General features: G+C 44.7%; 17 protein-coding genes. 14 read left to right on the top strand and 3 right to left on the bottom strand.

Features of this window, described 5'->3' with window-relative positions; genetic code table 11:
• Positions 1-10: 10 nt before the first annotated feature.
• The 6 genes from O9139_RS00290 (at position 11) to O9139_RS00265 (ending at position 4,185) form a co-directional block, all read left to right on the top strand.
• The gene (locus O9139_RS00290) at positions 11-235 is read left to right on the top strand and encodes a heavy-metal-associated domain-containing protein (RefSeq protein ID WP_270877439.1); all 225 of its coding nucleotides are present in this window, start codon (positions 11-13) and stop codon (positions 233-235) included.
• Entirely contained in the window at positions 232-417 is a 186-nt protein-coding gene (locus tag O9139_RS00285) for a hypothetical protein (RefSeq protein WP_270877438.1), read from the top strand. The genes O9139_RS00290 and O9139_RS00285 overlap by 4 nt, the downstream gene beginning before the upstream one ends.
• A 57-nt stretch (positions 418-474) precedes the next feature.
• Positions 475-1,242, top strand: coding sequence for a formate dehydrogenase accessory sulfurtransferase FdhD (gene fdhD, locus O9139_RS00280; RefSeq protein WP_377524272.1), 768 nt, complete (start codon positions 475-477; stop codon positions 1,240-1,242).
• Between the two features lie 229 nt (positions 1,243-1,471).
• The gene (locus tag O9139_RS00275; RefSeq protein WP_270877436.1) at positions 1,472-1,975 is read left to right on the top strand and encodes a hypothetical protein; all 504 of its coding nucleotides are present in this window, start codon (positions 1,472-1,474) and stop codon (positions 1,973-1,975) included.
• Between the two features lie 126 nt (positions 1,976-2,101).
• Positions 2,102-3,247, top strand: a complete 1,146-nt coding sequence (locus O9139_RS00270; protein WP_377523792.1) for an FtsW/RodA/SpoVE family cell cycle protein — start codon at positions 2,102-2,104, stop codon at positions 3,245-3,247.
• 20 nt (positions 3,248-3,267) lie between these two features.
• Positions 3,268-4,185, top strand: a complete 918-nt coding sequence (locus O9139_RS00265; RefSeq protein WP_270877435.1) for a polysaccharide deacetylase family protein — start codon at positions 3,268-3,270, stop codon at positions 4,183-4,185.
• A gap of 176 nt (positions 4,186-4,361) precedes the next feature.
• Here O9139_RS00265 and O9139_RS00260 read toward each other — a convergent pair whose 3' ends face one another.
• Positions 4,362-4,805 (bottom strand): PilZ domain-containing protein, encoded by a 444-nt coding sequence (locus O9139_RS00260; protein WP_270877434.1) that lies wholly within the window; start codon positions 4,803-4,805, stop codon positions 4,362-4,364.
• Between the two features lie 26 nt (positions 4,806-4,831).
• Positions 4,832-5,992: a GGDEF domain-containing protein gene (locus tag O9139_RS00255; protein ID WP_270877433.1), complete on the bottom strand. Its 1,161-nt coding sequence runs from the start codon at positions 5,990-5,992 to the stop codon at positions 4,832-4,834.
• 644 nt (positions 5,993-6,636) lie between these two features.
• Here O9139_RS00255 and O9139_RS00250 point away from each other — a divergent pair.
• From O9139_RS00250 to O9139_RS00215, 8 genes are all read left to right on the top strand, one after another.
• Complete coding sequence (locus O9139_RS00250; RefSeq protein WP_270877432.1) at positions 6,637-7,548, top strand: chemotaxis protein; 912 nt, start codon at positions 6,637-6,639, stop codon at positions 7,546-7,548.
• Between the two features lie 55 nt (positions 7,549-7,603).
• On the top strand, positions 7,604-10,843 hold the full coding sequence (locus O9139_RS00245) for a response regulator (protein WP_270877431.1): 3,240 nt from the start codon (positions 7,604-7,606) through the stop codon (positions 10,841-10,843).
• Positions 10,844-10,846: 3 nt separating this feature from the next.
• Positions 10,847-11,536, top strand: coding sequence for a response regulator transcription factor (locus tag O9139_RS00240; protein ID WP_270877430.1), 690 nt, complete (start codon positions 10,847-10,849; stop codon positions 11,534-11,536).
• A 180-nt stretch (positions 11,537-11,716) separates the two neighbouring features.
• Positions 11,717-13,414: a methyl-accepting chemotaxis protein gene (locus tag O9139_RS00235; protein ID WP_270877429.1), complete on the top strand. Its 1,698-nt coding sequence runs from the start codon at positions 11,717-11,719 to the stop codon at positions 13,412-13,414.
• Positions 13,415-13,948: 534 nt separating this feature from the next.
• Positions 13,949-16,012: a sensor domain-containing protein gene (locus O9139_RS00230; RefSeq protein ID WP_270877428.1), complete on the top strand. Its 2,064-nt coding sequence runs from the start codon at positions 13,949-13,951 to the stop codon at positions 16,010-16,012.
• Between the two features lie 181 nt (positions 16,013-16,193).
• Positions 16,194-16,829 carry a TetR/AcrR family transcriptional regulator gene (locus O9139_RS00225; protein ID WP_270877427.1) on the top strand — a complete coding sequence of 212 codons (636 nt, stop codon included), beginning with the start codon at positions 16,194-16,196 and terminating at the stop codon, positions 16,827-16,829.
• A 1-nt stretch (position 16,830) separates the two neighbouring features.
• Entirely contained in the window at positions 16,831-17,712 is an 882-nt protein-coding gene (locus O9139_RS00220) for an ABC transporter ATP-binding protein (RefSeq protein ID WP_270877426.1), read from the top strand.
• A gap of 9 nt (positions 17,713-17,721) precedes the next feature.
• The gene (locus tag O9139_RS00215; RefSeq protein ID WP_270877425.1) at positions 17,722-19,308 is read left to right on the top strand and encodes an ABC transporter permease; all 1,587 of its coding nucleotides are present in this window, start codon (positions 17,722-17,724) and stop codon (positions 19,306-19,308) included.
• Positions 19,309-19,325: 17 nt separating this feature from the next.
• Here O9139_RS00215 and O9139_RS00210 read toward each other — a convergent pair whose 3' ends face one another.
• Positions 19,326-23,570 (bottom strand): GGDEF domain-containing protein, encoded by a 4,245-nt coding sequence (locus O9139_RS00210; RefSeq protein ID WP_270877424.1) that lies wholly within the window; start codon positions 23,568-23,570, stop codon positions 19,326-19,328.
• Positions 23,571-23,601 lie beyond the last annotated feature (31 nt).

Genomic DNA, 23,601 nt, shown 5'->3' with positions numbered 1-23,601 from the left:
GAGGTGTGGCATGGTTACGAGAACGATGGTAATCCAAGATATGAATGTTCAAGAAGACGCCGATAAAATAAGCCAAGCCTTGCAACAGGTTTGGGGGATTCATAAGGCGGAGGTCAGTTTAGCGAGGAAAGAAGCGGTGTTCACGTATGATGAAGCGGCCGCCTCTTTCCAAGATTTTCATCAAGCGGTTCGCGAGCTCGGATTTGACGTGAACCAAGAGGATGGTACGGCATGATGATGATGATGATGAAATGTGAAATTTGCGGGGGCGTCGAAGAAGGCGCAGATGCGCTGGAATCCGGCCTTGCAGGTGAAGGGGAACACCTCCATGTTTGTTCTTCCTGTGTGAAGGATCGGCAATTTGCCGGAAGCTTCAAGAATGCTGCAAGTCATTTTGCAAGTGAGCCTGTAGAATGACCCGCAAGGACGAAGGGGTGGACGAATGTGCAGAGTCCCGTTGAGAAAACTCGCGAGATCATTCGCTTTCACAATGGCAGGGTCGAACGACTGCAGGACAAGATCGTGACTGAATATCCAGTAACGTTAAAAATTAACGGTGAAGAATTTGCCACGATGGTCAGCTCGCCGGAATATATCGAAGATATGGCCATCGGGTTTCTCGCTTCGGAGGGTGTAATCGCGCGTTTTGAAGATATTGTCGATATCTGGTTTGAAGAGCAAGCGGGCTTTGTCCATATCAAGGTGAAAAAATGGAATGACTTGTATCAAAAATTCCATTCCAAACGGTATATCACTTCCTGCTGTGGTAAAAGCCGGCAAGGCTTCTATTTCGTCAATGATGTCAAAACAGCCAAAGTGATTAAGGACACGCAGGTGACGTTGACGTTCGAGGACTGTTTTCGGTTGATGAGCCTCATGCAAAGCTCGGCCCAGACGTTCCGCGATACCGGTGGGGTGCATAACGCTGCACTTTGTGATAAGGACGGCATCGTGCTGTCGCGACTGGATATCGGCCGGCATAATGCGCTGGACAAAATATACGGATATTGTTTGAAAAATAACATTGCGTTAACCGATAAAATAATCGTATTCAGCGGGCGCCTTTCTTCCGAAATCCTGCTCAAGGTAGCGAAGATCGGCTGCGGGATCGTTCTTACCAAATCGGCTCCGACGGAGCTAGCGCTTCAATTGGCTGAGGAGCTAGGCATCACAACCGTTGGTTTTATCCGCAATTTGTCATTGAATGTATACACGCACGCCGTGCGGATACAAGGTATGTAAGGAGCTGCGCTGCATATGACCGGGCAGGCGATGCATGGCGAAAGCTGCAGCTTATTTCATGGACAGCAGCTTAAAGTGATGATCGGTTGTTGAGCGGGTTAACAGATCCCCTTCGGAAGGTGAAGGGTTTTTTTTTGCTTTTTTCATCAAATTTTAAGGTTTCTATCTTACAATAACTAGGTTTGTTAGTTAAGCACAAAAGTATGGGCTAATGTGAGGGGTCAATGGGATGAAAAAATGGAATAAAGGTGTTATTTGCTTACTCATTGCGATCGTTTTCTTGGTTTCAGGCTGCCAAAATCAGAAGGAAGAGCAGCAAGCGACCAATGTCGTCATGACCAAACAGGAATATGTAAGTGCGTTGAACCGCATAGGAATAAAGAAACTCATTCGTGATATTCCAGATTATGGGATTGTTCTGCATGGCGTATCCATGAAACGGGATGAAGATATTCAAAAAATGAAGGATATGGATAAGGGGAATCTGCCGCAATTCAAAACAGCTTTAGGTCAATTGCTGAATTCCACACCGCCCGAGGAATATAAGCAATTTCATTCTCTTTTGGAAGATACGATGGGGGAATTCGCAGGAAGTTTGCAGGAAATGGACAACCATCTAAGTGATAAAGATGAAACTACACATCTGACGCAAGCGGCAACATTATACTCGAGTTCAGCCAAAAAGGCGATCCAAATGTCCCAAATGGCGCCGTACAATGAATTGCAGGAGTAATCATGAAGCCCTGCCTGTAGCTTATTGGCAAGGGCTTTTTATTTTGCCTCCTTGAGCTAATCTCTCATTTATTCTTAATGAATAAGGAATATAATGAGCCTCGAATAGCGAGGTGGTATTAAAGTGTTGAAAGACATATTGCAGAAAGCGAAAAAACTCGATCTTACGATCATCATCATCTTGATATGTTTCATGGCGATTAGTACAGCAGTCATATATTCCGCAACGAATCATTCGAAGTTTGCAGGACTTCATATTAATAACTTGATCATGTTCGCAGTCCTCTTCGTTCTCATGCTATTACTGGCCATGGTGGATTACCGGGATATCGTCCAGCATTTGTCCCTTATTCTCTATGGAATTGGCATTCTGCTTTTAATATTTGTCATGTTTAAAGGGATGAACATTAATGGATCGCAGCGCTGGATCAACTTGCATGTGATGCAGTTTCAACCCTCTGAACTCGTCAAAGTGTTTGTCATTCTTCTGTTAGCGAAAATGTTGGACAAGCGCAAAGGGGAATATTTGCGCTTCACGCAAGATTTAATTCCGATGATTGCGGCTGTCGGTGTTCCTTTTGTGCTCGTCATGAAGCAACCGGATCTAGGAACATCGATTGTGTTCATATGCATCTTAATCGGGATGCTATGGATTGGAAAAATTCGCCTCAAGCATGGATTCATCGGGCTGATTGTGATTGTCGGCGTAGTTGGGGCTATCATAGCGTTATATTTTGTTGACATAAATATATTCAATAAAATTGTAAAACCGTATCAACTACATCGCATTCAAACCTTTCTGGACCCCGCAAGCGATCCGGATCAAAGTTATCAAGTGCTGAATTCCATGAAAGCCGTAGGTTCCGGCGAGCTCATGGGAGAAGGATACCTACACGGCTACATGGTTCAAAATGGATATATCCCCTATGACTATGCGGATTCGATCTATGTCGTCATTGGTGAAGAGTTCGGTTTCGGCGGCTCGGCGGTGCTGCTGTTGCTCTACTTTTTGTTAATTTACCGCATGATCCGTATTGCTATGGAATGTGAGGATTTCGTAGGGTCTTATGTCATCATTGGCGTCATATCGATGTTCACTCTGCAAATTTTCGAAAATATAGCGATGCATACAGGGCTCATGCCCTTAACCGGAATTGCACTCCCATTTGTCAGTTATGGCGGAAGTTCGCTTATGACCAATATGCTTTCGATGGGGCTCGTGCTAAGTGTTGTTGTCCATCAAAAGAAACCGTTCCAAATTAGAGATGAATAGCTGGAGGGGTCCGTTCTACCATGTCTAAATCGAAAGTGTTGAACTTGATCTGTATCCTTTTTGTTTGTGTTGTTTTCATTTATTCGGTCTTGAATGACTGGTATAAGGGAACAGGCGGTTATCATTACAGCAACCGTGTTGCTGTGCTTGAATATCATCATATTGATCCAGTTGCTTCAGACTATACGATTACACCGGAAATGTTCAAGAGCCACTTGGAAGCGCTGAAAAACAATCATTATCATGTCATCCCAATGAAACAATTTATTGATTTTCTGAATGGCACAGGGACAGTGCCGCCGAACGCAGTGGTCCTTACTTTTGATGATGGGTATGAATCTTTCTATAAATACGCTTACCCGATTTTAAAAGAGGAGCAGATGTCTGCTACCAATTTCATTATAGTCAGCTATTTAGGGACGAATCCTGGCACTCCGTTCTTAAATTGGAACGAAATTCAGCAAATGCAGGCAGACGGTTTCAACTTTTATTCGCACACCTACAATGCGCACGACTTTGCGACGGATCAGCAGGGTAACCCAGTCGCCCCGCTAACGAATCCGATCTATCTCAAGGAGAAAAACAGGATGGAAACGGAGAGCGAGTATAGAGAGCGGGTCACCTCTGATCTTGCTGAGGCAGAAAAGGTGATTCAGCAAAAACTGGGAAGTCAAGACAAGCTGTTTTGTTTTCCGCATGGCCGATATAATCAAACCTTGCTTGATCTTGGCGATGCGTTAGGCTACAAATATTACTTTACTGGCTTGGATGGATTGAACGCGCCTGGCACGAAATTAATCAAGCGTGTCAACGTGGGCGTAGCCAAAGTTAAGGCTTCCAGTCTGCCCCGGATTCTTAAAGGGGAAACCACGGTACTCGGAAATTTGCGAATTCTCTTGAAAAATATCGTTGTCACGCAGCGAACTAGCGAAGCTTAATTCAAAAGCCCTGAACATTCCTGTTCAGGGCTTTGCTTTGCAGTAAAATCGTAGCGATTTTAATACTTTTGAAAAAAACGGCTTGCTATCCTAACATTTGGGAAATATTTGACGTTCCAATAGAGTTTGCGGATAACTCAGGAGTAGCGGGGGGATAATATGCTGCTGCGTTCCAATTATTTCGTGATGGCGCCCTTATAAAGAGTTGAAACCTCATGTTCTGTGCAAAAACTGCAGTCTTTATGAATAGTGGAATCTCTCAGCCGGATGCTAAGCCGCTGTAATTGTGTGGAGAGCAATTGATCCAAGCTTGCTTCGGTAATGCTGAACTTGATCCCGTACTCGAATAGAGAAGGATGAAGTTCAGCTTTCCTTACAATTGTTCCTATAATCTTGATCTCATTGCCGAAAAGCGTAAAAATAAATTCAAACAGGATATCGATATGTTCAGGAAAATCCAGTTGTGAATGCATACGGGCGCCGCCTAAGCTGATATCTTTGAATGCAGTCTTCGTATAATTGGATGTAGACTCTTTGTTTCGAATGCCAACAATTCTGCATTTCACGGATAAAGGCGTTTCCAGATGAATCCTGAAGTTTTCTCGTTTATTGTCGATCATATAGCTCACCTTCTAAAAAATGTATATCAGACTAGCGTCATAAAGAATTGGTCTTTACCGCTTTTCTTGGCTCTGTACATCGCATGATCGGCACTCTTGATCAATTTCTCAAAGTTATCGCCGTCATTCGGGAAGATACTCACGCCGACACTGGCGGACACTTTCACTTGCTTGTTGAGAACATGGAACGGTTCTTTTATTTTATTGATGATGCGTTGAGCAATTTTGGCTGCGGTAGTTTCATCAACGTATAGCGCCAGAATAATAAATTCATCGCCGCCTAGTCTGGCTAATGTATCCTTCTCATTCAGGGCAAATTGTACGCGCTTGGCGACTTTAATCAGCAATTCATCACCGATATCATGACCAAACGTATCATTGACGCCTTTAAATCCATCCAAATCAAACAGGAAGATCGCCATCTTCGAATCATTCACTTTACTTACCTCAATCGCTTCTTTGATTTTCTCGGCAATCAGTCTGCGATTCCCTACTCCAGTCAAGGCATCATGGTAAGCTAGATATTTAATCTTATCTTTTTGCTCGGCCAGGATCGTATTCATTACATTCATCTTGTTAACCCAGAAGCAGGCCAGTATGAATAGGAGGACCGACGAAATTGCGGAGAATAGTGACACCATGTTGGCAATCGTTTTTGATTTTTCAAAAGAATGCTCTAACATATCAGACTCTGCTACTTTCCGGTCAATAAATTGGCTTAATAAATGAAGCGTAGGGTCAATGAGGTTGGCGATGTCTTGATCCTGAGCGGCTCTGACATTGCCCGCTTCTTTTAAATGGAAACTATCTTCTAATAAGTAAAAGTATTTGGTATAGCTTTGCTCCATATGTAGGATCTCCTTAATATCCGCTGCAGAACTAGCTTCTGATTTCAGCAGTTGAAAGAGCGATTTTGCTTTTAACCGGCTCAGATTATAACGCTGTTGAATGTAATTAATGTCTTTTAGATCGTCCGCCATTAGCAGATAGGCACCGGCATCATCGGAGTAAGCGGTTTCCTTCTGCAGCTCCAATAAACTCACGATAACTTTATGTTTGCTCACGATCTGATCATGGAGCGCTGTCCGTTTACCGATGATATAATTCACCGAAATAAAAGTGACAAGAGAAATGAAGACACTTAGAAAAATACTAATAAAGATTTGAGTTCGAATGTTTAAGGTCATACTTCCTCTTCCTTTAAAACATATCTCTAAATTTTTGAACTAAAGTAAGTGTAGCTTAGAGATGTTACAAAATAATAAAGGACGTATTTCAAAAAAATTTATTATTGAAAAATATTTCTAATATTCGATCTGTGACGTTTACACACATGAATCTTTAGATTCTCGTGCTAAATTTGAACTTGCGCATTTTGAAATGGGCAGAAACGCTGGTGTTGCGAAGTGATTTGGAAAGGAGTAATCAGAGGCGGGATAGATTGGAGGATTCATTGTCCGATTGGTGGAACGGTCAATCAGGGAATCCCCTAACATGAAGTGATAGATTCGCAATTGACAATGGAAATAGCCAACAAAACGAGTTGCTTAAAGATCAGCAGAATCCCCTAATACACTTTAACGGGCGTACGATTTAGAATAAGTGAGGCGTTCGGAAGAGACACACGTGAATGCTTGATTGCTTTCGTCATGCATCGTACCGCTCGTCACCCACTTTTTTCATGAATGTCAGAATCATCGTTTCAAGCAAAATGTTAAAGAACTATGGAATTCTGCAACGAAAACAAAATATTAGTTATGGAAAAAATGTAATTATTTAATTGTATAGTTGTATTCATGGAAAAATTTGAACTATGTAGGGGGCGAATACGATGAACAACAATCATATTGCATTAGAGAGCGGAACGAATGAGGTTGATATTCTAGAGTTTAAACTTGGTCACGATTGTTACGGCATTAATGTACTTAAAGTGAGAGAAGTCATCGCGAAGTCTAAAGAACAAGCGATCACACCGATCCCCAAAGCGCATCCATGTTTAGAGGGGATCTTTTGTGTACGAGATGAAATCATTCCGGTCGTCGATTTGGTGAAATGGCTAAGTTATGAGAATGACCACGCTGAAGCCGCACATGACAAATATATCATTTGTGAGATGAACAGAGTGAAAGTTGCCTTTCATGTTCACCAGGTAACTAGAATCCACAGTATTTCCTGGGAAAACATCGAAAAGCCGAGTGCAATGATGAAGGGCAAGGAAAATGCGGCCGTGGGCATTATTCGCTTGCAGGAGCAAATGATTCTTTTACTCGACTTTGAGAGAATCATCGGTGAAATGATGCCATACGTGCATGCCTTTGACCAGCAAGTGAAATCTTTAGGCACAAGGAAGCGTTCTGACAAAAAAATTTTGATCGTGGAAGATTCCACCATGTTATCTGCGCTGTTAGAGGGTACTTTAAAAGAAGCTGGATATCAACAACTGCAAACTTTTTCAGACGGCAAGGAAGCATGGGAAGCCCTGGAGTCTTTTGCCCAAAAAGAACGTTTGGAAGATCACGTTCACTTGATCATTACCGATATCGAGATGCCGCGGATGGATGGACTGCACTTAACCCGGCGCGTGAAAGAACATCCCTTGTTGAAGCGAATTCCAGTCGTCATTTTCTCTTCGTTGATTACGGACGATCTGAGGCACAAAGGGGAAGTCGTAGGCGCTAACGCACAAATCAATAAACCGGAAATTGCCCGTTTAGTCGAGGTCGTCGATCAGTTCATCCAATAGCTGCAATCACGTACATCTGACAACTTAGAATACACGTAACTGGAGTGATCGAGAAGTGTTTGTACGCGATCTAATTCTTAACTTCTGTTTATTAACGACCTTCATGTTCTTTTTTGGCAACTTCATTTTTAATATTGAGCGAAAAATGAAAAATGATACTGCATATAAATGGAAAGTTGGATTATTTCAAGGCATATTAGGCGTCATTTTAATCTATTTCGGATCTCAAATCGAGAGTCATAGCGTTACAGATTTTAGGCCTATCGCCATCCTCGTCGCCTCCTATTTTGGAGGCCCTTTATCTGCCCTTATTACAACATTGATGGTCATTTTAGCTCGTTTGCTGTTCCCTTCATCCTCTGAGATCATGTTTGAAGTCTCAGTCGCTATTTCTATCATTTCCTTGGTCAGTTTCATCACGAATCGATTTATAAAAAATTACTGGATCAATTGGCTTACATCCGTAACATGGACAAATATCATTATTTTTATTTATTTTGCGTTTATGCGCCATTTTCACATAGATAGCTTTGTTCTTCCCTATTGCTTAACCTACGAAGTTTGCGGCTTATTTATTGCCGTTAAAATGTACTATTTAAGGAACGCTCAAATATTAAGACAAAAATTTGATGCTCTTCAAAAAGATCTGCTGGAGGTTCTTTATTCCCAAGCGGGCTTTACATTTAAGCTGAAAAAAGAAAATGGCCGAGCGCAATATGCGATGGCTGGCGGCAAACTTCTCCATGAGATCGGGATTCCACCCGAAGAATTGTTAGGGAAAGAAATTGAAGAGGTTCCGTATTTTCCTGAACCATTATTGGAGTTGCTGCAGATCCAACACGACAAAGTGTGGAAAGGACAGCCCGTATCTTATGAAGTGGAAATCGCCAATTATACGATTTTGCTCTCGTTGAAACCGATTTTTGCTAAAAACGAAGTCCAGGCGATCATCGGCTCAGGCATCGATATTACTTCTCGGAAGCGGTCTGAGGAACAACTGGCAGAGAGTGAAGAATTATATCGAACATTGGTAGAAAGTTCGCAAAATTTCGTTTTTCGTTTCGACTTAGAAGGAATGATAACCTCTATGAATCAGAAAGTCCGCGACGTATTCAGGGTGAATCCGGACCGTATCGGTTCTTTTTATGATCTTCTTCCAGCTGGTGAACACCTGGACATCTTTGATTTTTACTTCCATAAGTCGGTTCATGAAGGCGTAACGCAAAGATTCGAGTGCATCTTTCAGATAGATAACCACGATTATGAGTTTGACGTGATCTTCTGCCCGAACTATGTTAATCAGACGATAACCTCGATCACCGGCACCATGCACGACGTCACAGATATCAAAAAAAGAAAACAAGCGGATGAAGCTAACCATGCTAAAAGCGAGTTTTTGGCACGGATGAGCCATGAAATTCGCACGCCGATTAGTGGTGTCATTGGACTGTCAGAACTTTTGCAGAAGACAGAAATGTCTTCTCTTCAGCAGGATTATTTGCGAAAAATTTTATCATCTTCCCGGACACTGCTTGGCATTATTAATGATGTACTAGACTTTTCTAAGATTGAATCCGGCAAAATTGATTTGGAACAGGAAGAATTTAATATCCACGAAATGATGCAAGAACTATCCGATATGTTAAGTGTCCTGATAGGGCCCAAGCAGCTCAAGGTCGTGATCGACACTTCAGCGGATATTCCTGAAACAATAATCGGCGATTTAATGCGCATCGAACAGATCTTGATTAACTTGATTAATAATGCGATCAAGTTTACAGATGAAGGCTACATTTATGTGAAAGCAGAGCCTGTGTATGATGAGGAGGATGTGATCCACATTGAATTCTCTGTAGAAGATACGGGGATTGGACTCTCCGCCGAGCAAATCCATAAGCTGTTCAAACCTTTTACGCAAGTCGGTTATACCAGGAGTCATAAATCCGGCGGTACAGGACTTGGCTTATCCATCTGTAAATATTTTGTTGAATTGATGGGCGGATCTATGAAAGTAACAAGCTGTCCGGGTCAAGGGAGCAAATTTTCGTTTATTTTGCCGTTCGAGCAAGGCAATTGCAGCCTTCTTGCCAAACGAACGAATTATTTGGATTTCGAACAAAGATCCACTCTCGTTATTGAGAATAATCCACTTATCAGACTGAGTATAAGCAACATGCTGGAATCGATGAATTTTCAAGTTTGCGGGTGTGCAAGTGACGAAGAGATGGATATGAATGCGCTTGCCAGTTTGGACGTGATCCTTGCCGATGTAAGCGCGCCTGAGGAATGGAGCAAGCTTCGCCAAGGGCTGCAGGCTAGTGAGAACTATTCTGCGACGACTCGCCTTGTAGCGGTTGCTACGCCGATCGTCCGTGATCAGATGATTCAGGTACTGCCTGCGAGCGAGCAGCCGGATGCGATCATTCTTATGCCAATCAATCGTATAGGCATTTGTCAAACGTTAAGCACTTTGTTCGAGGACGAGATTTCCGAAGATTCATGCCAAGAGATCGAACATCTAAGTAAACCTCAGGAGAAGGTACCTCATATATTGCTTGCGGAAGACAATGAAATTAACCAGCTTGTCGTTAGTGAACAGTTGAATTCGCATGGTTATTCGGTAACGATTGCCCAGAACGGATTCGAAGTGCTGAAATATTTGATCCAAAAAAAGTGGGACGTTGTTGTCATGGATATTCATATGCCAGAGATGGACGGAATCGAAACGACCAAAATCATCAGGGAAGATCATCGCTTTGATCAACTTCCAATTATTGCTTTAACCGCGGGAGCAGTGAAACAAGAACATGAGATGTACTACCGAATCGGAATGAATGAAGTACTAACGAAGCCGCTAGAAATTGATAAGCTGATTGCGGCGATTCATAAGTGTTCCGATCAGCAAGGGCGCACGGATCAAACGTCTGACCGCAAGAAATCGGATTTGAAACAAATCAAAGGAATCGATATCGCTGCGCTACAACACCGAATCGACGGCAAAGAAAAGATCATGTTCCATATGTTTAGGATGTTTCAACGTGACTACTGTATTTATATGGAACAACTAAAGGCGACGCTGACGCGGCAAAACATCGATCATGCCCAACAGATGCTCCACACGCTTAAGGGCGTTGCCGGAAATATCTCAGCCTTGGGGCTGTTCATGGCGGCGGCAGCTTTAGAGAAGTCTATTGAGAACGAGGAAGCTTATGAAGAGCATATAGAAATGCTAGAGAGAGAGCTAGATGTGGTGCTCACTTCGATACAGTCATATCTAAGTTCATGGAGAGGTTGAACAATGAAAGTTTTATTAATAGAAGACGAAACCGTGATCGGCGATATGATCGCCATGTATTTGGCTGATGAACATCACGCTGTTCAACGTGTGGACAACGGTACGAAAGGGCTGGAAGCCATACGCGAGTTTGATCCGGACATTGCCATTATCGACTGTTTTCTGCCCGACATCAATGGGATTGAGCTGTGTAAACAGTTGCGCGAGATTTCGTATGTGCCCATTATCATGATTTCGATGAATACCGATGTCTCTAACCGGATCGATGCTTTGTTAGCCGGCGCGGACGATTATATGTGCAAGCCGTTCAGCATGAAAGAACTGTCAGCCAGGGTGGCTGCACAGATGCGGAGAGTGAATTTATCCATTCAATTCGAGCAAAACAAGGGGAAAGAAAAGCTAGAAGCGTATGTAAGCGTAGACAAGGGCTTACGCAGAATCATCGTCAATGGACATGAAGTGGATACGACGTTCTCCGAATTCGAAATCATGTATTTATTCGATAAAAACCCAGGTAGGGTGTTCACTAGAGAAGAACTGATCACTTATTTACGCGGCAACGGAACGCTGGTGAGCTCACGAGCTATTGATGTATATATGACCAAGCTTCGCAATAAGATTGAGAAAGACCCGAAGAATCCCCAGTTTATTAAGACGGTTTGGGGGCTTGGCTACAAATATTCTAAAGGTTGAGCAAGGCTTTAACATCTAATTCCCTCTATTTAAGAGGGGATTTTTTTGATTTTGCAAAGTGTTAGCATTAGTAATACTAAATAAATAACTATGTAACATCTGTCTCGAACTTATGTAAACTATTTGTTTTATGATTTCATTTGTATACCGCATTTCATAAACTTAAAAAGGATGAATCAGATGCTTACAGTGGCAAGAAAGTTATTTTTGTTAGTCTGTATTTCTGCTGTCGCTATGGCTGTTTTAACGGGAATTGGGTATTCTTCCATGAACGGACTATCCAAGAGCATGAAAGTCATGTACGAGGATCGCTTGGTGCCTGCTATTAATTACGGTAAGTATAGAGCGAATAACCGTGCTATGGAAACGACTGTTTTTCAGATTATGCAGCGAACAATGGACCAAGAAGGCAACGAGCTAGAAGCGAAATTCAAGACGTTAGCAAATACGAATAATCAGTTCCTCAAGGATCTTCAGAGTAAAGATCTCCCTCCCCAAGAAAAGGAGGTTCTTGCCAAAATTATTGCCGCCTACCCGGATTACTTGAATGCGCTCCAGACCATGATAGATCTAGGGGTAATTAACAAAAACGATGAAGCCTACACTTACTATACAACTAAAGCTGCTGAGCCCATGAATACGGTAATAACACTCGGCAATCAATTGGAGAGTATCATTCAAGCGGATGCCGAATCGATGAGCAATAGCAATGCGGCTGATGCCCGTAAGGCGATCCTGTTCTCCATCGTTATTTCTGTGGTGATGATCATCATATGTAGCGGATTAGGGATCTTAATTACACGTATGATTGTCAAACCGATCCGAATGATTCAAGCAAAGATGGCTGAAGCCGAAAAAGGCGATTTCACAGGACATATTCCATATCAAGCGAAAGATGAACTCGGACAGCTGACAAGTTCTTTCAATAGAATGATGGAACAATTAAGAGGGCTTTTTGGCGATATCAAGCAAACTGCTCATTTGGTGGCGTCTTATTCGGCCGAGCTCACGGCAAGTGCTGAACAAACAAGTGTTGCAAGTGAGAGCATCGCCAATACGGTTCAGGAAGTGGCTAGCGGAGCGAGTCAACAAGTGAATTCAGTGAAGGAAGCTACGGCCACGTTGAGGCACATGGGCGCTGGTGTGCAGCAAATTGCAGCCAATGCTCAGATCGTATCCGATACGTCGACGGAAGCTTCGGAGAAGTCGGTCAAAGGCAACGAAGCTATTATGATGGTCGGGCAGCAAATGAATTCGATTCAAGGCGCTATCCACGATTTGGGGCAAGTAATTGACGGGCTCGGCCAACGCTCCGAACAAATCGGAGAGATTGTGGACACGATCACCAGCATTGCCGCACAGACGAATCTGCTAGCGTTGAATGCCGCGATTGAGGCAGCTAGAGCTGGTGAAAGCGGCAGAGGGTTCGCCGTTGTTGCTGCTGAAGTGCGTAAACTGGCTGAGGAATCCTCAGTGTCTGCCAGTAAGATCGCTAATATTATCAACTCGATCCAGACCGACACGAATCAGGCTGTGCAGTCCATGAAGCTGGCTACGAATGAAGTGTTAAACGGTATTGAACGGGCAGGGACGGCTGGAGTCTCGTTCGAACAAATTCAACAAGCCGTCAATAACGTCGCTGGGCAGATTGAAGAAGTGTCCTCGGCCATTCAACAGATGGCCGCGGGCACGGAGCAGATGATCCGCACAATCGAGGTCATCCATGAAGCTGCACAAACTTCGGCTGCTGGGACGCAGAACATTACGGCAGCTACCGAAGAACAGCTGGCCTCCATGGAAGAAATCTCCTCTTCGTCCGCATCTTTATCCCATATGGCGGAAGAGCTTCAGACGAAGATCAGCCGCTTCAAAATATAAAAGCATACGAAAACCTCCCGCACGGAGTTTTTTTCGTCTCATTATTGGATGATGGTTTCCCCATTGTATTCGATATGACAAGAACGGCTGTAAGGTGCCAGGTTCCATCCATCTTAAGCCGCCGATGAGTTGGCTATCCGGTATCCAGCCTCGATATGTTTTCTGTTGGAGGATCGCTGCACCATTAATTATCAGTTTAGGGTCGTCCTTCTTTTCAGACTGCCATGCCGCTTTATTGATCGTTAAGCTTAAGAAAGTCATAGATATGCTTGACGCTTGTTCAGATATTAATGACGACATCACGATGATAGCCGTTGAGTTGAAATAAGTTTACGCCCCCTCTGTTCATGGAAAATAACGTCTAAGCAGGAGGGGATGTATTTATTTATGAGTTAAAAATCACTGCATGTATAAGTATTAATTTAGCATTAGATAAAAATATATCTGTGTAACATCTGCTTAGATTCGATTTAATAGGATTGTCTTAAAATATAAGATAATCAATCTATACAGGCAACGACTGGAGCTGTACACATGAATATCATGGATTTTAACGAAAAGGGACAACTATACGCAAAGATTTTGGATAATGCCCGGGATGCTGTACTCATCACGGATCATCAATCCAGAATCATTTGTGTGAATGCAATCTTCACAAAGATTACAGGTTATTCGGAGGCCGAAGTCCTTGGCAAGAACCCGTCATTTTTAAATTCAGAGGATCAAAATCGTGAGTTATATAAACAAATGTGGGGAACCATTGAAATAGAGGGATTCTGGCAAGGAGAACTTTGGAATAAGAAGAAGAGCGGTGATAGTTTTCCTGTCTGGCTATCCATCACCGCTATCTTAGATAAGCAGAATCACGTAACCAATTATGTAGGCATCTTCTCCGACTGCACGGAAAGAACTCAAGTGAACTGGCAAAATCATCTCCATGCAAAAATCATTGAAACGGCTAGCGAAGGCATTATGATTACGGGTGCGGATCAAAAGATCATTTTCGTTAATCCAGCCTTCACACGAACGACTGGATATGAGGCAGCTGAGGTACTAGGGAGGACGCCAGGCATTTTGCGTTCAGGTATCCAAGGACCGGGGTTTTATGCGAAAATGAGCAAATCTTTGAAAGAAGAAGGCTCATGGAAGGGTGAAATATGGAATCGGCGAAAAGATGGCAAAATTTATGCTGAAAAGCTGAATATTAATGCTGTCTTCGATGAACATCAGCGAATCGTGAATTACATTGCTAGCTTCTCGGATATTACCGAGAGTAAGCGTTCAGAGGAGCATCTGTTATCTTTAGCTCACCACGATTTGCTGACTGGCTTACCGAACCGGGCACAATTAAAGGTCTGCCTAGATAATGCCATGGTCAAAGCACAAGAGAATAATTCGATCGTTGCTTTGTTTTTTCTCGATATTGATCGGTTTAAGGTTATCAACGATTCGATGGGACATGTGTTCGGAGACAAGCTTCTTAAACAAGTGGCCAATCGATTGGTTAATTACACTAGAAAAGAAGATACCGTAGCACGATTAGGCGGAGATGAGTTTGTCGTTGTTTCTGAAGATATTGAATCTGAAACACAGGTGAATCAATTAGCACAGAAGCTAATCCAGTGCTTTGATTCTCCGTTTCACGTCGAACATCACGAGTTGTTTATTAGCCCAAGCATAGGGATTAGCATGTATCCACTGCATGGCCAGGAATATGAGACGTTGATTAGTTCCGCAGATCTTGCGATGTACGAAGCGAAGAAGACCCAACGAGGTCTGCAGCTGTTCAACCACGAGATTAATGAGAGCTTTCAACGCAAGGTCGTATTGGAGTATGAATTAAGAAAGGCGCTGGAGAAGAAACAGCTATCCGTTTATTTTCAGCCGCAGCTGAATATTCAAAGCGGAGCCGTACTAGGGATGGAAGCGCTCGTGAGATGGCAGCACGAACAATTAGGATTCATTTCACCTGGAGAGTTTATTCCGATCGCTGAGGAGAACGGGCTCATCTGCCAGATCGGCGAGTGGGTGCTTCGTGAAGTGAGTCATCATATCAGCTTATGGCAGACCGAGGGACTGCAGGTTCCGAGCATTGCCATTAATATTTCGCCAAGAGAGTTCATCAATGTTGGCTTCGTGAACACGATTCAATCTATCATTAAAGAAACAGCGATGAACGCGAGCAATTTTGTATTTGAAATTACCGAAAGTATTGGTATCGACCAATTAGATGGTGTTATCAAGAAACTTAACGCATTGAAAGAAATTGGCATTCAGGTCGCAATAGACGATTTTGGCAAAGGCTATTCTTCACTTAATTATTTGAAGCACCTTCCGATTGATATTTTGAAGATTGATAAATCCTTTATCGATGGGATTAATGATGATGTGAACGACTATGTGATCGCGAGAGCGATGATTCAAGTAGCGCACGGGATGGGCATGAAAGTGATCGCTGAAGGTGTGGAGACCGCGAGTCAAATTGAAAAGTTGAAGCAATTGGAGTGCGACATTATGCAAGGTTTCTTAATAAGCAAACCGCTGCCGGCTGATTTGGCAGCCAGTTTCTTGCGAAATAACGATCGTATGCTCCATTGAAGTCATTAATTTCATCAACCCTATACAATAACTATATGAGGCTGCCGCGTGAATAACCGGCGGCCTCTTTTGGCTGAGAGGGGGAATCTGATTAAGCCATTGACCGGAGTGGTCAATTGAGAGATAATAAAATTGACCACTTTGGTCAATGATAGATGTATCCTGAGAATGAGGGCAAACCATGAAGGAATTTTTTTTGAAGTTAGGACCAGAGAAGCAAGAACGAGTTTTAAATGCAGCGCTAAAGGAGTTTGCGATTAACGGCTATGACGCAGCATCTACGAATGCGATCGTCAGGGAGGCGGGCATTTCCAAAGGCTTGCTTTTTCATTATTTCAACAGCAAGAAGGAGCTTTTTCTATTTCTGTATGACTATGCATTAGGGATGGTTGAGGCATCGTATGTAAGCCGCATCGATCTAGCAGAACGGGATGTCCTAATGCGATGCCGTCAAATTTCCCTGCTAAAAATTGAGTTGATCCATAAGCACCCGGACATCTTTAACTTTATTATGGCTGCTAATTTCAAGCGAGGCGAGTCGATGCAAGATGAGTTGGAGAGCCGAAATAAACTTTTGATCGCGGCCAGCTATGACCGATTGTTTGCCAATATCGACGAAACCCAATTCCGGCCTGAAGTCGATCTGCCGAGAGCGCTTCAGATCCTTGCCTGGACGATGGAAGGATTTGCAAATGCGCAGCAGCGTTTACTAGACGTAACCGACTTGGGCCAGATCAACTATGACAAGTTGATGACTGAGCTGGATGCTTATTTTGCTATATTCAGAACGAGCTTTTATCAAAAGGACGGTGGATGAGATGCCCATTATTCAAGCGCATCAGTTGACCAAGCATTATGGCAAGGTGAAAGCTTTAGATGGCATTGACTTGGAGGTGCGCGAAGGCGAGGTGTTTGGGTTCATTGGTCCCAATGGCGCCGGTAAATCCACGACCATACGCATCCTTCTTGGGCTGCTGCGGAAGACGCAGGGCGAAATATCGCTATTTGGCGGTGATCCGTGGCACGACGCGGTGGCGCTCCATCCACGTCTAGCCTATGTCCCCAGCGACGTTAGTTTGTGGCCGAATTTAACAGGAGGCGAAGTGATTGATTTGATGGCGAAGCTCCGCGGCAGCATCAATAGCAGACGTCGAGCGGAGCTCATCGAGCGGTTTGCTTTTGACCCGTCGAAAAGATGCAGAACCTATTCCAAAGGTAACAGGCAAAAAGTAGCTATTATTTCGGCCTTAGTATCAGAGGTGGATCTGTTCATTCTGGATGAGCCGACGACCGGACTTGACCCATTGATGGAAGCCGTCTTTCAAGAATGCGTCCGCGAGCTAAAGAAGGAGGGAAAGACGATTTTTCTTTCCAGCCACATTTTAGCCGAGGTGGAAAAACTGTGCGACCGGGTGAGCATCATTAAGGACGGCAAAATTATCGAAGCGGGGACGCTGGCCGAGCTCCGCCATTTTACGAGAACGGCCTTCGTCGTGGAAACGGAAAAGCAAGTCGACGGCCTATCGCATATAGATGGCGTCTATCAGGTTGAAAACGATGGAGTTCGAATCCATTTCAATGCAGACGCAAGTGCGCTTAGCCGCATCATGGCCTTCCTAGCCCCATTCGGCGTGCGTGCCATAACTTGCTCCCCGCCTACGCTGGAGGAGTTGTTCTTGCGTCACTATTCGCAGAAGTAGGTGATGGGGATGAAGAAAAGCGAATTCATGGCAACAAGCAGCCTCGTGAAACTTTATCTGGGTCAGAATAAGATCAACATCTTGCTGATGCTGTTCCTCCCGATGCTGCTGGCGTACGGATCTGCGGCTTCATTTGCACTGATGTTTCACTCTCCGCAAGAGCTGCGAACCTATATTGAACAGGCAGCAGCGAGTCCTGTCTCTTTAGGCATGTTGGGGCACGTCCTTTCAGATACGTTAGGCGGGGTCACCGTATGGCGCATTCGAGTGAGCACATTGTTATTTGCTGCCATCTTCAATATTGTATTTGCGATCAAAAATTCAAGAAAAGAAGAAGAGTCGGGGCGATTGGAGCTATTGCGCTCCGGAAACGTAGGACGGAAAGCTTCCTTAACCGCCGTCATAGTCCTGGCCTGTATGGCGAATATCATCGGGGGCCTGCTCATGGCCGGAGGGCTTATGGCTGCAGGGCTTCCCGCGCTCGGCTCGCTGGCGGCCGGATTGGCGACAGGCCTGTGCAGCTGTTTCTTCGCAGCTGTAGCCTGCGCTGCTGCGCAAGTGGCGTCCAGCGCCCGCGCGGCAAGTGCTATCGCTTACGCCATTCTTGGATGTTTTGTGGTTTTCCAGGCGATCGGCAATTTCCAAAGCAGTCCTGGCGGCATTTTCTATCTTTCGCCGTTTACTTGGGAAACGATGGCCAGGCCCTATGCCGGGGAGAACTTTGGCGTATTTGTAATCGCGCTTATTCTCATAGCCATGGTCCTCATAGCCGCTTACGTCTTGTTGGGAAAACGTGATCTGGGGGCAGGCCTGCTCCCGGATCGAAGCGGCAGCGCGAATGCCAAGGCGAGCTTTAACAATGTGTTTGCCTTATCGTGGCGCTTGCATAGCGGGATGCTCATCGCTTGGATCACGGGTTTCGCGCTATTCGGCGCGTTACTCGGTTCGCTGGCGCCGGTAATTCAATCGATGTTCAACGACAGCGCGGCGCTGGCCGGTTGGATCACGGGGCTTGGAGGAACGGGGAGAGCGTTTCTGTTATTTATGATTTACGTGTTGGCGCAAGTGGCGTCCGCCTATTCCATTCTAACAACGCTGCGCCTTTACTCGGAGGAAAATGAAATGCGTGCAGAGCCGCTCCTGGCAAGCACCGTCAGCCGCGTGAGATGGGCTGCCAGCCATCTCCTGTATACATTTGCCGGCACAGCCCTAATCATTGCTGCCATGGGGATTGGTGCGGGCATTACGTTAAGCGCGGTGACACATAACAGCAGTGAAGTTGTTCACGTTGTCTGCGCAAGCTTGGCCAAGATCCCCGCTGTGTGGGTCGTTGCTGCGCTAGCCGTTTTTGTATATGGACTGATACCGAAGCTTACGGCTGGCATGAGCTGGACGCTGCTGGGCATGTTCTTTATCGTTGAGTTCTTATGGGAGCTCCACATCGCCAGTGTGGCTGCATTTCGTATCTCACCGTTTTCGTATGTCTACCCAACCAGCAGTATCGCCGCCGCTCCGATCATTCTATTGACCCTTATCGCTGCTGGACTAACGACCGCTGGTATGATCGGCCTGCGATTTAGAGAGATCGGCCATTGAAACAAAGAAAAAGCCTCCTATTGGAGGCTTTTTCTTTCATCCCAGGCAGCGATAACCTTGTTCTTGCCCGTTCGTTTGGCTGTGATTTCTGCTTGATCCGCTTGCTCAATAAGCTGTTCGACCGTATCGGGATGGCAGAGCTGGTGCGATGACACCCCAACACTGACAGTGACCTGATAGGGTCGTCCGTACGCGAACTCCCGTTCAATTTGGCTGCGCAGATGATTAGCTATTTTCAGCGCCACTTTGCCATCGGTCTTGGGCAGGATGATGATCAGTTCTTCTCCGCCATATCTGCCAGGAATATCGCTCTTGCGCAGACTAGAACGGAAAATGTCAGAGATCTCCCGCAAGACGCGGTCTCCTTCCGCATGTCCGAATTCGTTCACTTTGCGGAAGTTATCAATATCGATCATGATCAATGATAGGTCCAAATCGTAACGGCTCGAGAGCGCAAATTCTTCCCGCAGCTTCTCCATGAAATGCCCACGCAAGAAGAATCCTGTCAAGTTATCAATCACCATCTCCCGATGCAAGAGAACATTGCTGATATGGGGCTTGATAAACGCCAGAAAGTGTTCCATATGCTGCAGCTTGGTTTTGGAGATCCCCTCGACAAGCGCTTGCAGCGTAATGGATTGATCACCGCGCTGAAAAAGTGTAAAGGTAAGAACCGAACTCGCTTCACTTCGCTGCTGATACGCAGTTAATTCATCATGATCCCTATGCCCCGAAGCCGTGACAAAAAATTTATGGGTATAGTGCAGCAAATTATAGGCAATGGTGAGCTGGATGACAGGAAAATAGTCAAAGAGCGCCTTGGTCAATCTTTGAATTGCCGTTGTCATATCCAGCGTATCGGTAATCTGTTCGCTCAATTCGATAATAATTTGCAAATCCAGCGATAACAACAGCCACTGCTCACGATCGCTGATCATTTGCTGGACAAATTCATGTTGTACGATAGAGGTGTCAGCGATGCGGCCAGCCGGCAACATGACTTCGTCCATGGCGGCAGCTAAATCATGCTGCCACGACTCTTTTTCAATAATTTGATAGCCGTTTAATGCCCGCCGCAAATATAACATCGCATGCTGGATATCCGCGTCCTGTATCGACTTCTCCGCACATAACCGGTAATAATCCGGCCAAAAGAGATCGAAGGAGCACCGTTTGAGATAAGCCTCAAATTTTTCAAACCATTCCCCACTATTTTCCATTCGCAACTTTAGCATAATGGTGAGCAGTTCGCGATAAGCCCAACCCGCGTAAATTCCGGAATTGCTTTTCCTAATAAACTGTTGAAAAAGCTGGCAAGCCATCGTGTCATTCCCTTCGCTGGCATGAAACAGAGCTTCTAAGAAGATGGCGCTAGCGCTATCTTTGACCACACTGCTGACGGGCAATGTGAGCGGTTTTTTTTGCCGAAAATAAGCGTAAGTGCGGTATACGGTCCAGTGCGTTAAATTGGCCTCCGTCATTTGCTGGGCGAACAGATGGGTCTGCAGCTCGTGAAACAAGTCCCATTGCTCCCACTCAATCGCATGTAAGAACTGATAAATCAAATATTCATCCGCCAGATCTTTGCGCCGAATCGCATCTACCTCGAGCACACGCTCTTTATGGTACCGGTAACTAGCCAAATCTCCTTGATGTAAGGAGAATTCCATGGCATTCAGATGGCCGACTTGTTCTTTGATGGTGTAGCCGGAGCGCTCAGCGCCTTCAATCCCGCGATAGACATAGGTGCTGATCAATTTATTATTGCTTTGATAAGAGTACATGTCGTACAGCCGCAGCATTAAATCCGTATGTGAGGACGCTTCGAGCAGCGCTTCCAGCTTCGCAGCAACGGCTAGCGCCCAATCTTCAGTTTCGGGAAAATGAATCAGCATATTGATGACATAATAATTGGTCAGCTCGGCAAAATGGCGCAAAGTAATCGAATTTCGCTGCGGATACACGAGTTCTGAATAGAAAGCATGGAGCTGGTGCATCTCCTCGTCTTGTAGAGGGAAGCAGAGGTTGCTGGTGTTAAGTAAGAAAGCGGCGCGTACCCTGTCCTCAAACGGATAATGCTCATCATATAACAAAGGAAAAAGCTCTTCGCGCAATTGGTAAACATCCAATTTGTTTTGCAGGAGCTGAATATACATCCAGCCGTAACGGTCGGTCGTACGCCCTGTTTGCTCGTAAACAGATAGGGCTAATTGCTCGGATAGAGCAAGCTGATTCAAGAGTTGATAAATCCGGCTCAGCAGCCTATCCAAAAAAATCAGATACGGCCGTTTCAGTCTACTGTGCAATGTTTTGATCAGCTCTAGTAAATATAACTTTTGCTTATAGGAAAGACGCGAACGGACTTGCCGATAATATTTTAACAGCAAATAGTATTCGACTTGTGACTCTTCCGCCTGTTTGGCCAGGGCAATGAGCTGTGGCAACGCGGCTGGCCGGTATTGATGCTGATAGCGTAAAGCGAGCCGATAATAATGCTTGCTTTCATCTGGCGAAAGTGGTTGTAAAACGAATTCCGTAATTTCCTTGGCTATATAGAGGTTATCATAATGACTGACCTGTATAAGTCCAAGCTGAGACAATTCGTAAATGTGCGAATAAATGACACCAAGATCGAACCGATTCGCTGAAAATAAAGACCGTGCCGCGATAGGCATCGGCAGGCACGATAATACGCGCAACAAATGCAGCTGATCGTCATCTAGCAGGGCGATTCTATGGGCAAACAATTGAGCGGCGTTCAATTTTTCAGCATCGAGTTTGAATAGGGCAGTTTTCGACCACCCGGCGTGCGTAAGCTGAATGCATCCCTCTTGAATCAACTGTTCAATTATGATGCGACAATGGCTGACTTTATTGGGCTGCCGATAAAACCAGTCTTTTAGATCGGCAATCAATGTATCGTCAGCACGCCCGAACTGCGAATAGAGCAGCTTCTCATAAATGGCCGGATCGGAATGCCGAATCTCGATCGTTCGGTATGAACTATCTTGCAATTGCGCAGGCATGCGGCTTCCGCTGAGAATCGCATGCAAGCCCGAAACTTGGTGGCCATGTTCGTGCCAATAATTTTGTAAAATGAGATGCGAATCTTCATCGAAATGCTCGCAGTTCTCAAATATATAGTAGAAATTTTGCACGGGAAAAATCGGAATCATGTGCGTGAAAAATTGATTTAGCCAATCAGTTAGCGCATAAAGGATATCGACGCCTTCATAGTGCTTCTTGAGCAGCTGATCAAACTTGCGTGCCAGATTGCGCAGCAAAGTGGTGGATTCCGGCAGTACGTCGTACGCAATGTTTAACGTTCGCGATACGACTTCACGCAAGGTAGAATAAGGAAGATCCTGACAAACAATTTTGAAGAAATATCCCTTTTCTAAGACTTCATTAATATAATGGGAAAAAATATCGTTTCGTATAGCTTCATCCTCACAGAGGAGCGCTATTAAACTTTCCTGGTTAGAATTAAAAAATAAGCTCAGACTCTCCTGCTGTTCTTGCGTGATTGGAGGCGCAGCAGGATGCAGCCAATCTGGCGTCGAGTAAGTGAGATGAGGCCGCTGTGGAGCCAAACCCAGGCATATTCGCAAGTAATCTGCAATTTCTTCCGCAAAGAGAATCGTTTCGGGCTTTTCAGCTAGCTGCACGCTTAAAGGTTGCAAGCATGCAGGCAAGGATTCAAACATGGTATGGATCAGCGCATGCATGGCTTCAAAGTCTGCTATACGTGATAGGCGAAAACGGCGTGCGAAGCGTGAAATGGCGTCGAACGGATAATCTTCCACCAAATGGTTGATAAATTCGATGGCAGACGGAAATGGTTGAATATCCATGATAATGTGCAAGGAATGCGGATCGAAGTAGATCATATCCGGCCATATCAAGCCCATATAAAATTGCTGCTGATGTAATTGGGATAACGCTTCAGCAAGGGAGAGGAGCAGATTTATTTTGTCAGGATGACTAAGGTTGGCTTCCTGGATGTGCGAGAACGGCAAATAGGCCTCAGGAAGAGGAGGCAATTGAACATAAAGCTCTTCCCCAATAAAATGCCAATTCACCGGACGGCGAAAATAGTGCCCTTCGGCGATCCGGGTCCAAGCGCGCAAACGGTCCTCAATTTGTTTATATTCAAAGATTTCCCATATTTTATGATGAAACTTAAGTTCTGAATAGCCGGACTTCGTTGTATAGGTTAAATGTCGAAATTGGGGCTTGGTTGTCAGGTTGAAATGAGCCATCTTGTCCCCTCCTTCGGGTGCGCTTAGGACT

Origin of the sequence: Paenibacillus aestuarii, from assembly GCF_027789125.1 — a bacterium.
Taxonomy (GTDB): Bacteria; Bacillota; Bacilli; order Paenibacillales; family NBRC-103111; genus Paenibacillus_E; species Paenibacillus_E aestuarii.
This window is presented reverse-complemented; position numbering and strand designations above follow the sequence as displayed.